Origin of the sequence: Anoxybacillus mongoliensis (assembly GCF_014201515.1) — a bacterium.
GTDB lineage: Bacteria > Bacillota > Bacilli > Bacillales > Anoxybacillaceae > Anoxybacillus > Anoxybacillus mongoliensis.
The window spans coordinates 78,734-91,803 of record NZ_JACHEQ010000007.1 but is presented as its reverse complement, the minus strand read 5'-3'; the positions used below and the strand labels follow the sequence as shown (position 1 = coordinate 91,803).

At 41.1% G+C, this 13,070-nt stretch carries 13 protein-coding genes; 11 read left to right on the top strand and 2 right to left on the bottom strand.

The window, feature by feature from the left end; all coding sequences use genetic code 11:
* Window positions 1-66 precede the first annotated feature (66 nt).
* The 10 genes from HNR43_RS08090 to HNR43_RS08045 all read left to right on the top strand — a co-directional run bounded on the left by HNR43_RS08090 (window position 67) and on the right by HNR43_RS08045 (window position 10,504).
* Entirely contained in the window at window positions 67-1,266 is a 1,200-nt protein-coding gene (locus tag HNR43_RS08090) for an FAD/NAD(P)-binding oxidoreductase (protein ID WP_183242853.1), read from the top strand.
* A gap of 12 nt (window positions 1,267-1,278) precedes the next feature.
* Window positions 1,279-1,803 (top strand): hypothetical protein, encoded by a 525-nt coding sequence (locus HNR43_RS08085; protein WP_183242851.1) that lies wholly within the window; start codon window positions 1,279-1,281, stop codon window positions 1,801-1,803.
* Between the two features lie 16 nt (window positions 1,804-1,819).
* Window positions 1,820-3,229, top strand: a complete 1,410-nt coding sequence (locus HNR43_RS08080; protein WP_183242849.1) for an MBL fold metallo-hydrolase — start codon at window positions 1,820-1,822, stop codon at window positions 3,227-3,229.
* A 66-nt stretch (window positions 3,230-3,295) separates the two neighbouring features.
* Window positions 3,296-4,315: a PAS domain-containing sensor histidine kinase gene (locus HNR43_RS08075; protein WP_183242847.1), complete on the top strand. Its 1,020-nt coding sequence runs from the start codon at window positions 3,296-3,298 to the stop codon at window positions 4,313-4,315.
* Window positions 4,296-4,928 carry a response regulator gene (locus HNR43_RS08070; RefSeq protein WP_183242845.1) on the top strand — a complete coding sequence of 211 codons (633 nt, stop codon included), beginning with the start codon at window positions 4,296-4,298 and terminating at the stop codon, window positions 4,926-4,928. Before HNR43_RS08075 ends, HNR43_RS08070 begins: the two co-directional genes overlap by 20 nt.
* Window positions 4,929-4,943: 15 nt before the next feature.
* The gene (locus HNR43_RS08065; RefSeq protein ID WP_183242843.1) at window positions 4,944-5,732 is read left to right on the top strand and encodes a sulfite exporter TauE/SafE family protein; all 789 of its coding nucleotides are present in this window, start codon (window positions 4,944-4,946) and stop codon (window positions 5,730-5,732) included.
* A 101-nt stretch (window positions 5,733-5,833) separates the two neighbouring features.
* Complete coding sequence (locus tag HNR43_RS08060; RefSeq protein WP_183242841.1) at window positions 5,834-6,760, top strand: diacylglycerol kinase; 927 nt, start codon at window positions 5,834-5,836, stop codon at window positions 6,758-6,760.
* A 64-nt stretch (window positions 6,761-6,824) separates the two neighbouring features.
* The gene (rlmD, locus tag HNR43_RS08055) at window positions 6,825-8,195 is read left to right on the top strand and encodes a 23S rRNA (uracil(1939)-C(5))-methyltransferase RlmD (protein ID WP_183242839.1); all 1,371 of its coding nucleotides are present in this window, start codon (window positions 6,825-6,827) and stop codon (window positions 8,193-8,195) included.
* Between the two features lie 188 nt (window positions 8,196-8,383).
* Window positions 8,384-9,595 (top strand): MDR family MFS transporter, encoded by a 1,212-nt coding sequence (locus HNR43_RS08050; protein WP_183242837.1) that lies wholly within the window; start codon window positions 8,384-8,386, stop codon window positions 9,593-9,595.
* Window positions 9,596-9,646: 51 nt separating this feature from the next.
* Complete coding sequence (locus HNR43_RS08045; protein ID WP_183242835.1) at window positions 9,647-10,504, top strand: transcriptional regulator; 858 nt, start codon at window positions 9,647-9,649, stop codon at window positions 10,502-10,504.
* Between the two features lie 17 nt (window positions 10,505-10,521).
* On the opposite strand, the gene HNR43_RS08040 is transcribed toward HNR43_RS08045, so the two are convergent.
* Together HNR43_RS08040 and HNR43_RS08035 are read right to left on the bottom strand one after the other, a co-directional pair.
* Window positions 10,522-11,202, bottom strand: coding sequence for a formate dehydrogenase subunit gamma (locus HNR43_RS08040; protein ID WP_183242833.1), 681 nt, complete (start codon window positions 11,200-11,202; stop codon window positions 10,522-10,524).
* Entirely contained in the window at window positions 11,180-12,232 is a 1,053-nt protein-coding gene (locus tag HNR43_RS08035) for a 4Fe-4S dicluster domain-containing protein (RefSeq protein ID WP_183242831.1), read from the bottom strand. Before HNR43_RS08035 ends, HNR43_RS08040 begins: the two co-directional genes overlap by 23 nt.
* Window positions 12,233-12,405: 173 nt before the next feature.
* Between HNR43_RS08035 and HNR43_RS08030 the strand changes: the two genes are divergently transcribed.
* Window positions 12,406-13,050, top strand: coding sequence for a peroxiredoxin (locus HNR43_RS08030; RefSeq protein WP_246346280.1), 645 nt, complete (start codon window positions 12,406-12,408; stop codon window positions 13,048-13,050).
* Window positions 13,051-13,070 lie beyond the last annotated feature (20 nt).

Here is a 13,070-nt window from a genome sequence, read left to right as displayed (position 1 = left end):
AACATATACAATGTAATTAAGTTAAGAAAATAATTTTGAAAGCGGATACAAAAGGAGCGATGAACGATGGCGAACGTCTATGATGTAAAAGTAGCAATTGTTGGAGCGGGTTCAGCAGGGATTTCCATTGCAGCACGTCTGTTAAGAAAAAATCGTCAATTACATGGACAAGTGCTGCTTATTGATCCATCAGATAAACATTATTATCAACCGCTTTGGACGCTTGTTGGCGGTGGGGCGGCTAAAGTTGAGGATTCTGTTCGCGAGCAAGCATCACTTATCCCAGACGGAGCAAAATGGTTGAAAGAAGCGGTCGATACGTTCTCGCCAGAAAATAATACGTTAAAAACGAAAGAAGGTTCAACGGTTCGTTACGACTATTTAGTTGTTGCAGCGGGTGTTGAAATTTACTGGGATCAAATTAAAGGACTGAAAGAAACGATCGGCAAAAACGGTGTGTGCAGTAACTATTCATACGATTATGTGCAAAGCACATGGGAAAACATTCGCAAATTCCGCGGCGGCACTGCGATTTTTACACAGCCGAGCACACAAGTGAAATGCGGCGGTGCACCACAAAAAATTATGTATTTAGCTGACGATTATTTCCGTCAGTCCGGTGTGCGTGACAAAACAAACATCATTTTCGCCTCAGGGTTACCAAACATTTTTGCGGTGAAACGATATGCCGATACGCTTGAACAAGTTATTCAACGAAAAAATATTGAAACAAAATATCGTGTCGAATTGGTTGAAATTGATGGTGAGGCAAAAAAAGCAACATTTGAACATCTCGATACGAATGAACGTTTTACATTAAGTTTCGATATGATTCACGTGACGCCGCCAATGGGACCACCAGCGTTTATTAAGAACAGTCCATTAGCGGACGCGGCAGGATGGGTCGATGTCGATCCATATACGCTGCAGCATAAAACGTATGAAAACGTATTTGGCGCAGGTGATTGCACAAACTTACCGACGTCAAAAACAGGGGCAGCCATTCGAAAACAAGCGCCGGTTGTCGCTGAAAATTTACTAGCACACATGAATGGAAAACCGTTAAAAGCACGTTACGATGGTTACACATCATGCCCGCTCGTAACTGGTTATAATAAGCTCGTTTTAGCAGAGTTTGATTATGATAAAAATCCACAAGAAACGTTCCCATTTGATCAATCAAAAGAGCGGTTAAGCATGTATATTATGAAACGAAACTTATTACCGATCGTCTATTGGAACGGCATGTTAAAAGGACTTATGTAGAGGGGGGAGAATATGTTACAACTAATTGAAAATGAAGAACAACAAGAGGCACTCCGTTATTTTATTGAAAAACTCCCACAACTAAAAGAAGCAATGGAATCGGTAGAAGAAAAAATCGCAGTTGTTCAGCATGTCATGAACGATAAACAGTCGCTTGAAGCGTTGTTTACAGAATTTGAAGAAAAAGCAGCACCATTTCGATTGACAACAGAGCACATTGAAGCGCTCGCAACGCTCATTCAACTGTTGCCGACGCTCGTCCAGTGGTTACAAAAAGCAGAAGAGTTCATTTCGTTTGTCACAAGCGTGATCAACGATCGTGAGTCGATGGCATATGCGATAGAAGGAGCAAAGGATATTGTTCCAATTGAAAAAGGATTAAACATTTTAAAAGAAACAAACGAACGTTTTCAACGCGAACGCGACTCATCCACTGTATCGCTCTTACGTATGTACCGTTTGTTAAAACACCCATTGATTCAAGATGGGGTGAAATATATAGAAACGTTACTTGATGTAGCAAACAAACATAAATAATTTGGAGGGGATGTACATGTTATTTCGTTCATTTTTCGATGAGCAATTAGCGCACATGTCTTACTTAGTTGGATGTCAACGTACAGGAGAAGCGATCGTTATCGATCCAGGTCGCAATGTGGATTGGTATATCGACACAGCGAAAAAAGAAGGATTGCAAATTGTTGCCGCAACAGAAACACACATTCATGCGGACTTCGTTTCAGGAGCGAAAGAATTAGCCAAACGTTGTGGGGCAAAACTTTATTTATCTGATGAAGGAGATGCGAACTGGAAATATCAATATTTAGATGAAGTCGATTATGAGCTTGTGAAAGAAGGAAGCACTTTTACAGTTGGTAATGTGGAGTTTAAAGTGCTTCATACACCAGGTCATACACCAGAACATATTTCGTTCATTTTAACAGATAAAGGTGGCGGTTCAACAGAGCCGATGGGTATTTTCACAGGTGACTTCGTTTTCGTCGGTGATATCGGTCGCCCAGACTTACTTGAAAAAGCAGCAGGAGTTGCTGGCACAGCAGATGTTGGCGCTCGTCAAATGTTCCAATCTTTGAAAAAATTCAAAGCGCTCCCGGATTACTTACAAGTATGGCCAGCACACGGAGCAGGAAGCGCATGCGGAAAAGCGCTTGGAGCTGTTCCTGTTTCAACGGTTGGATATGAAAAATTGAACAACTGGGCGTTACAAATCGAAGATGAAGAAGAATTTGTGAAACTATTGCTTACAGGTCAACCAGAGCCACCAAAATATTTTGCGATGATGAAGAAAGTAAACAAAATTGGCCCTGCGTATTTAAATGACGAAGAAGTACAAGCATTGCAAACGATCGAACAACTCAATGAATATAAAGCAAACGGAGCGTTTATTTTAGATGTCCGTCCGTCTCAAGAGTTTGCGAAGGCGCATTATGCAGGGGCAATCAACATTCCGTTTAACAAGTCATTTACGAACTGGGCAGGCTGGTTAATTAACTATGACCAAGATATTGTGTTAATCGCCAATCAAGAAGATGTACAAGCGATTCGTAAAGCGCTTGCTTATATCGGGTTAGACCGCGTTGTAGCATACATCGAGCCATCCGTTGCCTTAAGCGGCGAAGTGGAAAGCTACGAAGAAATCGACGTCCATCAACTACAACAATATTTAAAAGACGATCGCTATTATCTCATTGACGTTCGAAACCAAGCTGAATGGGATGAAGGATATATTGAAGGTGCACAACATATGATGCTTGGTACGCTTGCGGACCGTTTACATGAGCTTCCAGAGAATAAAACATATATTGTTCAATGTCGCTCTGGTGCCCGTTCAGCAATTGGTGCAAGCATTTTGCAAGCAAAAGGATTCAAACAAGTGCTTAACTTAAAAGGTGGATATTTAGCGTGGACGAGAGAAAAGCTTCCGATTGTGAAGCAATCATAAGGGCTGACGTTGTCAGTCCTTTCTTTTCATCTTTTCACTCACCTATAATGAAAGAGAGGTGAGAACATGCAATTTTTAGATAAAATTTTTGCATACATTCAAGACGGGATTATTGTTATGAACCATGAGCGAACGATCGTCGAAATGAATCCAGCTGCCAAACGGCTGACTGGTTGGCAACTTGGCGAAAAAGTACCGTATTGTTCATTTTGCCAACAGCGTGATGTGAAGGAAGGAGAAGAGCGATGCTATTTAATTTCAACGGAAAAAGTACCGTATTTCTTATCGGAAATGCCGACGTATCATGGACATTTGATTGATGTGGAAATGAGTACAGCGCTCATTCTCGAACAAGATGATGCGAAATATTATTTGCTCGTTTTACGCGATCAAACAGCGAAGAAAAAAGAAGAGGAAGCACGTCGTTCGAAGTGGATGGTAAAAAAACTAACTGAAGCAAAAGAAGAAGAGCATAAACGTTTAGCACAAGAATTGCATGACGGCGTTGGTCAGTCGCTCTACAGCATTTCCATCGCCTTAGATAATATTATTCAACGTGTACAAGATGAAAAGCTACATGCATATGTGAAAGAGGTGCGTGAAGAACTTGGGCGTGTCATGGAAGATGTAAAGCTATATGCCCAACAACTTCGTCCGAAAAGTTTAGATGCGCTTGGATTAATCCCAACAATTCAGTCGCTTATTCATTCGCTTCAATCGAAAATGCCCAATACGTCATTTTCATTTCAAACGAACGTATACACACGCTTATCACCGACGATGGAAATTAATTTATATCGCATCATTCAAGAGGCGTTGCATAACGTTATGAAATATGCTAAAGCAACAGAGGTGCGTGTTTCGATTAAACAAACAGAACGAGAATTGCTCGTGTCTGTTGAAGATGACGGCGTTGGGTTTCATGTTGAAGAAAAGCGCGAGGGACTTGGGCTAAAACATATTCAAGAACGCGTTTTTCATCTTGGGGGAGAAACGACGATTACATCAGCACCGATGAAAGGAACGACCATTTTTGTGCGCGTGCCGTTAGAGGAGGGCGGAGAGGATGAAAGTGTTAATCGTTGATGATCATGATTTGATTCGTAAAGGCATTCGTTTGCTTCTTGAAGGTTTTCCGGATGTAGAAGTTATCGGGGAGGCCAGCAACGGCTGCGATGCGATTACGCTCGCATTGAAACATCATCCAGATGTTATTTTGCTTGATCTTTCGATGCCGACAGGGCTTGATGGATTTACGACCGCAAAAACGATCATGGATGAATTAGAAGATGTGAAAATTATCGTTTTAACGATGCATGATGAAGAAATATATGTGCAAAAAGCGATTCAATATAACATTCATGGCTATTTGTTAAAAAATAGCCAAACAAACGATTTATACGAAGCGTTGCAAGCTGTATACGGCGGGAAACGGTTTTATCGCACACATATTCCGAATGAACATCTTGAAAAAATGTTTGCAGAAAAAGAGCCGAAATCCCCGCTCACAAATCGTGAAAGAGAAATTGTTCGTCTGACGTTTTTAGGGTATACGAACAATCAAATCGCAAACAAGTTAAAAATTAGCCCGAAAACAGTGGAAAATCATAAAACGAACATTATGCAAAAGCTCGGCATTAAAGAAAAACATGAGCTCATTCAATACGCCTTAAAAAATCATATTGCGGATTTAGTGTAAAGGGAGCGTTTCGTGATGGAATATACAGTTTCCTATTTACTTGTTCTTTTTTTGATTGGTGCAATCGGATCCATTTTATCAGGGATGGTCGGCATCGGTGGTTCAGTCATTAAATATCCGATGCTTTTATACATTCCTCCGCTTCTCGGTTTTGTTGCTTTTACAGCACAAGAAGTAGCGGCCATTAGTGCGGTACAAGTGTTTTTCTCGACGTTAGCTGCACTTGTTGTATTTAAAAAAGGTGGCTACGTATCGTTTCGACTTGTCGGCTATATGGGAACAGCCATCGTGATCGGTAGCTTTATCGGGGGATACGGTTCGAAGTTTTTAGCGGATGAGACGATTAACTTTGTGTATGCGATTTTAGCATCGATCGCAGCCATATTAATGTTTTTTCCAAAACCAAAAGGAAGCGAAGAAGTATCAGCAGAGCAACTCACATTTAACCGTTTATATGCAGTCGTGCTATCATTTATCGTCGGAGTTGCTTCTGGCATTGTTGGAGCGGCAGGAGCGTTTATTATTGTACCAATTATGCTTGTCATTTTAAAAGTGCCGACACGCATTGCGATCGGTTCATCTGTGGCGATTACGTTTATTTCATCGATTGGGGCGACGGTCGGGAAAATAATGGGCGGACATATGCTTCTTGTTCCATCGATTGTGATGGTTATTGCTAGTTTACTAGCCGCTCCAATTGGAGCAAAACTAAGTCAAAAAATAAATACGAAAGTGCTCGAATATATTTTACTTGTATTAATTGTAGCGACTGTGATAAAAATTTGGTATGAAATGTTGACGTAAGCTGGCTCGTTTGAGTCGGCTTTCTTTTGTTCGTTGCAACGGTCTTGAAAATTTGGTATGATGTTAAATAGTGGAAAAATAAAACAAATAGGATGATGGGGATGAAACGAGCACGTATTATTTATAATCCGACGTCAGGAAGGGAAATATTTAAAAAGCATTTACCTGATGTACTTATTCGATTGGAACAAGCCGGCTATGAAACGTCATGTCATGCGACAACAGGGGCAGGAGATGCGACAGAGGCGGCGAGAAAAGCGGTTGAACGCGAATTTGACCTCGTTATTGCTGCGGGTGGAGACGGAACAATTAACGAGGTAGTCAACGGGCTAGCTGATGCAACGTATCGTCCGAACCTTGGCATTATTCCAGTTGGTACGACGAACGATTTTGCCCGAGCGATCGGTGTGCCGCGCTCGATTGAAGGAGCATGTGATGTCATCGTAAACGGGGAAGCCGTGCCAATTGATATTGGGGCGGTAACAAACGAAGGAAAAACACATTATTTCATTAATATCGCAGGTGGCGGACGTTTGACAGAATTAACGTACGAAGTGCCAAGTAAATTAAAGACGATGATTGGCCAACTTGCCTACTATTTAAAAGGAATTGAAATGCTTCCTTCCTTGCACCCTGTTCACGTAAAAATCGAGTACGATGGGAAAATGTTTGAAGGGGCTGTCATGCTGTTTCTCGTTTCGCTTACGAACTCGGTTGGTGGTTTTGAAAAACTAGCACCTAATTCATCATTAAATGATGGTATGTTTGATTTAATTATTTTAAAAGAAGCGAACTTAGCAGAGTTTATTAAAATTGCGACGCTGGCTCTACGCGGTGAGCATATTCATGATCCGCATATCATTTATACGAAAGCCAATCGCGTCAAAGTGTATACGGAAGAAAATATGCAGCTTAATTTAGACGGAGAATATGGCGGAATGCTTCCGGGTGAGTTTGTTAATTTGTATCGCCATATGAACGTATTTGTTCCGAAAGAAAAAGCTGAACAAATGAGAACAGGGGGGTAATCCTGTTCTTTTTTGTTCGACTATGCTACAATCTTGACAGCATTTTGCGGAAGGAGAAAGGACCATGGAGGCACCTGTTGCAAAAAACGAGTATTACGATGTCATCTTTGAAGACTTAACACATGACGGAGCAGGCGTGGCAAAAATTGATGGCTTTCCAATTTTTGTTCCAAATGGACTCCCGGGAGAAAAAGCGAAAATTAAAGTCATTAAAGTGAAAAAAGGCTATGGCTACGGCCGTTTAATTGAATTATATGAGCCAAGCGCAGATCGCGTAGAGGCACCGTGTACGGTTTATAAGCAATGCGGAGGCTGCCAGCTACAACACCTGAGCTATGAAGGACAATTGAAAGCGAAACATAAGCAGGTGAAAGAAGTATTGGCGCGTATCGGAAAAGTGGAACATGCGATCGTTCATCCTGTCCTTGGTATGAATGACCCATGGCGATATCGAAACAAAGCGCAAGTGCCCGTCGGTGAGCGTGAAGGTGGGCTTGTCGCAGGTTTTTACAAAGAACGAAGCCATGACATTATCGACATGGAATCTTGTCTGATTCAGCAAGAAATGAATGATATGGTCGTACAAACGGTCAAACACATTTGCGAGCAGTATAACATTCCAGCCTACAACGAACAAACGCATAAAGGCGTCCTTCGGCATATTATGGCACGCTATGGGGCAACGACGAAAGAAGTGATGGTCGTTTTGATTACACGCACCGAGGAGTTGCCGCATAAAAAGAAAATCGTTGAGGCGATTGTAGAACGTGTACCGAATGTGAAGGCGATTGTGCAAAATATAAATTCGAAGCGAACAAATGTCATTATGGGAGAACAGACGCGCGTCCTTTGGGGCTCGGAATATATTTATGATTACATCGGTGACATTCAATTCGCGATTTCTGCCCGCTCGTTTTATCAAGTAAACCCAAAACAAACGAAAGTGTTATACGAAAAAGCGTTGGAATACGCGGAGTTGACAGGAGAGGAAACAGTCATTGACGCCTACTGTGGCATCGGAACGATTTCGCTCTTTTTAGCGAAAAACGCAAAAAAAGTATACGGGGTCGAAATCGTTCCCGAAGCGATTGAAGACGCGAAGCGAAACGCTGCACTAAACGGCATTACGAATGTGGAGTTTGCGGTTGGAGAGGCAGAGGTCGTCATTCCGAAATGGTACGAACAAGGGGTACAAGCGGACTGCATTGTCGTCGACCCACCGCGCAAAGGCTGCGACGAAACGTTGTTACAGACGATAATTACCATGAAACCGAAGCGTGTAGTGTACGTTTCCTGCAACCCAGCTACCCTCGCCCGCGACTTGCGCATACTAGAAGACGGAGGCTATAAAACGCTCGAAGTCCAGCCGGTCGACATGTTCCCTCATACTGTGCACGTCGAGTGCGTCGCGAAGTTAGAGGTTAGTAAATACTAGGAAAGCATCGATAATGAAAAGGAAAGGGCATCTCCTTTCCTTTTTCATTTGTGAAATCGCTCTTCTGCGTGACAATAATGGTGTTTTCTGTCACGCATATGTCTACAATTTTATTAAAATATTGTTAATTTGTTCTAAAGTATAATATAATCTTAAGCAAAGTTCATTTTTAAGATAGAAGGGGAATTATGGGGAACATAAAAAAACTACATCCTATCAGCATAACGATTATTATCGGAACATTATTTGCAAGAATGGCGATGTTTATGACCATTCCGTTTTTAGCCATTTATTTAACGAGTGTCAAAGGGGTTAGCGCTTCATTAACCGGAGCGATGATTGGGATCAGCTCGATTGTTGGGTTGTTTGGTGGGTTCTTTGGCGGGTATTTTTCTGATCGATATGGACAAGAAAAAGTGATGAAAATGTCGCTTTTTATGTGGGGATTTGTTTTTATTGGTTTGGCGACAGCGGAGAGCGTTTTTACTTTTTTTCTATTAAATGCATTAAACGGATTATGTCGCTCGTTTTTTGAACCGTCTTCGCGATCATTGCTATCGCAAGTGACAAACCAAGAAAATAAATTGCTCGTGTTTAACTTGCGATACGCTGCGATTAATGTAGGGGCAGCGATTGGTCCATTAGTAGGGTTGAAAATCGGTAGTTCGTCATCGACAGCCGCTTTTTTTATCACTTCTTTTGTTTATTTTCTTTATTTTATTTTACTCATCGTACTTTTTTCAAAATATGCGATTGAAAAACATAGCGATGCATCTGAACGTGTAACGCTTCAAAACGCTGTCAACGTATTAGGGAATGATCGCGTTTTTTTATTCGCTGTGATCGGAATGATTCTCGGTGTTACTGGGTATTCACAATTTAATTCAACGATTCCACAATATTTGTCGCAATATAAAGATGGTGTACAGCTTTTTTCTTATTTAATCGTCTTTAATGCCATTACTGTGCTCGTTATACAGTATCCTGTTTCAAGAATTGGCAAGCATTATTCTGCATTAACATCGATTATGCTTGGCATTGGTGCGGTAGCTTTAGGTCTTCTCGGATTTGGTTTATTCACTGCTGTTCCGATGTTATTTGCGTCTATGTTTGTATTAACCGTCGGAGAAGTGATGATGTTTTCGATGGTTGAAATATTTATTGACCAAATCTCACCTCAACATATGAAAGGACTATATTTCGGTTCTATGGGGTTTACGGCAATCGGGAATGCTGCTGGGCCTTGGATTGGAGGATTAATGCTTGAACACCTCGGTTATGGCAACCATCTACTTATTTTTAGTTTGTTAGCTTTATGTACTTCCATCGGTTTCCCTGTTTTCTTATATGTTGGCCGTTTAATGAAGGTGACGAAACGACATATTGAGTATAGTTTGTGATCGTTTGCCATTTTCTTTTTTTGTACTATTCATAATTAAGGAGATGGAGGAATGAGAAGATTTGTTTTGATTTTTATCTTTCTTATCTTGGTCATTATCGTAGGATTGTTTTTTTATCAAGGGAACGATTTCAAGAAAAATGATTCTATATCTAGTTCCGATGAAGATATTGCTAGTTTACATACAGTAAAAGGCGTAATAGATGTTGAGAAAGCAGTGGGCGAAGCCATCAAAGATCATGGAAAATCTTATCGGAAAGGAGAATACATTGCTGAAGGGCACATCATTCTCAGTACAGAACAAAAAGCGAATGAAGTGAAAGTATATGCTATTGCAAGTGTTGGTGTATTTGAATTTCAAGATCGTATGTTTGCAATTGTATCAGGTAGTGGGGCGATTCCGACTGTGGTGACATTTTCCGTTGGTAAGCATGGTCGATATAAACTTGTGGCATACGAAGAGCCCATCGACGGGGATAAATATACGGAATCGATCAAGCGTATGTTTCCGAAAAAACATCGCTTAAAGGTGTTATATGCAGAGAAATATTATGATGAGCTTGTGAAACAGCAAGAAGAACAAGCAAAGGAGTATTTAAAAAAGATTGGGCGAGATGCAAAAGTGATTACATCTTATGTGGAAAAACGACCGCTTAACATTTCTATACAAGCGATGAACTATTTTCTTCAAATGCGTAGTAGTGATCCATTTTTGAACGAATGTCCAGATTGGCTTGGGACACGTGAAGTAATCGAAAAAGGGGTTAGATATGTATACGAAACATCTCAAAGTAAAACAAATGATGGACGTGATGCTGTTGTTTTGCGGAAGATGAAAGAAGACGGAACGATAATCGAAATGAGAAAGTATGTGATTGAAAAAAATCAAATTAAACGCACAGAGGAATAAAAAAGCAGTCCGCTTGCTTAGGACTGCTTTTCGTATCTCTTCTTTAATTCCTTATACCAAAGTGAGTGACGTTCTTTTACATATTCTTCTTCTACATAGCCGGTAAACATACCGGGCAACAGCTTGCGATTTTCTTTGACGATAAACGCCGCTAAATGCATAACGACACCGAGGATGACCATTACTGTTGCTAAGTTGTGCAACTGCGCTCCCCAAAACAAAATGCCGTTCGTCGGCTGAACGCCCATCATATTTTTAATGACTTTGATGACGCCTGTGACGATGACAAGACCGATGGAAATAACGAAATATAAGTAAGCGATTCGTTGTTCAGGTAAGTACTTTTCGCTCGGTGGTTCTTTTTGTCCTAAAATCATTGCCTTTATAATGAGATAAGAGCCTTTTACGTCTCCTTTTTTCGGCCAAATGTCAAACTCTTTTTTCATCACGTGATAAACGATATGATACGTCGTAAAGAACAGGAGTGTTGCCGCGAAAAAGTAATGCACTAATAACGTAATCTCATACGATGTGAGCCATTTTGTGCCGAACGGCTGAACGATTAAATAGCGACCGTATACAGGCATTTGTCCGATGCCTGTAATGATAAGCATGATGATTGAAATGGCAACACCCCAATGAACGAAGCGATTCGGAAGCGGTTGACGATAAATTTTATTTTTCTTCTTTTGACTCATGTTGTTTTTTCCCTTCCTTTTTCTTCTGCCCCGATAATACTTTGTAAGCAGTAATGCCTGCGGCTGCTGCACCAGCGATTGGAGCGATGAGCGTGGCGAGCATGTATCCGTGTGTCGTTTCTAACATATTTTCAACTTCAGGCTTCATATGCGGACGACCAAAGCGGGTATCATTTTCTTCTTTTTTCTTTGCTTCAATCGCCTCATCAATTTTATCAAATGGTACATCTGAAACGTAAAGTGTTAACGTTCCACTATTTTCAACATCCCCATAAATAAACCCATCAATTTCTTTTGCACGTTCGTACGCTTTTTTGCGAATTTGTTCGTACGGGCCGAATTCAATTGCTCCTTTCGGACAGGCAGTTTCACAGGCTGGGCTTTTTCCTTCTTCAAGTAAATCTGCACACATGTCGCATTTATACATGACACCGCCTCCAGCTAATTCTGGAACGAGCTTCATATATAAACCAACACCTGCTTGACGTTGTGGAATGTCCCAAGGGCAAACAGCGCGACATTTTGCTCCACCCATGCAGAAGTTTTCATCAATTTTCACCGCTCCATGTTTTGTTTTTTCGATGACTCCAAATGGACAAAGTTTTTGACACGGTGCATCAAGACAATGCATACATCTTCTTGGTATAGCCACATCTTTTGTTTTACCGTTCCAATTTACTTGCACTTTTTCAACGTATGTCCAGTTGTAAGGAGTGAGGCGATCGGTGCGGTCTTTTTCGTTGGACCAGTCTTCATGCTTTTTCTGTGGCCAATAATTTTTGATTGGTTTTTGTGGCTGTGGGAAACGGTGTTCATTTTTTTGTCTACAAGCTGTCACACATAATGGTGTGTCATAAGCTGCGCAACCATCACATTTTGTTAAGTCAATAAGTGAGCCGATTAACGTGTTTTCGTCTGATTTGTCAGTTTGTGCGTATCCCGGTGTTTTTGTCGCAAGCAACATCCCAGCTGTTGCACCAGCAACTGTTGAACGTTTTAAAAATGTCCGTCGACTAATTTTTTCACTCATAGAGATATCCCTCCCTATACACATACATCTATGGGTATTTTAATTAAAATGAAACGCTTTGAAAAGATGAAATGTATTTTTGTTTGTGACAAAATTGTGACAAAGTGAGGACAATGTTCGTGCCTATGGGGAGATGCATAAGCTGAAACGGTAAAATGTATGGAGGGATGGTTATGCTATTTATTTCGGATCGCTTTCCAACGATGACGGTGGCGACGACCGTTGGAACGATTACATTACCAGATGATTATGCTGGACGCTGGTTTGTCCTCTTTAGTCACCCAGCTGATTTTACCCCAGTTTGCACGACAGAGTTTGTGGCCTTTGAGAAAATGGAGCCACAATTTGACGAGATGAATACAGAGTTAATCGGCCTGTCAGTTGAACAAGTGTTTTCCCATATGAAATGGATTGAGTGGATTCGTGAAAAGCTTCGTGTTCGCATTTCGTTTCCGATTATTGCAGATGAACTTGGTCATGTAGCAAAGCAACTTGGGATGATTCATCCAACGAAAGGGACAAGAACGGTGCGCAGTGTATATATTGTTGACCACGAGGGAACGATTCGTCTTATGTTGACGTACCCTGAATCGGTCGGAAGAAATATATACGAAATTGTACGAGCAGTAAAAACGTTGCAGACAGCCGATGCATATAAAGCAGCAACACCAGCGAATTGGCCGCATAACGAGTTAGTAGGAGATCGCCTCATTATGCCGCCGCCGCGCACAATTCAACAAGCAGAAGAACGATTAAATAAAGCGAAACAAGGGGAAATCAATTGTTTTGATTGGTGGTTTTGTACGAAACAAGCATAAAAAGACAGCGGGAGCATGAT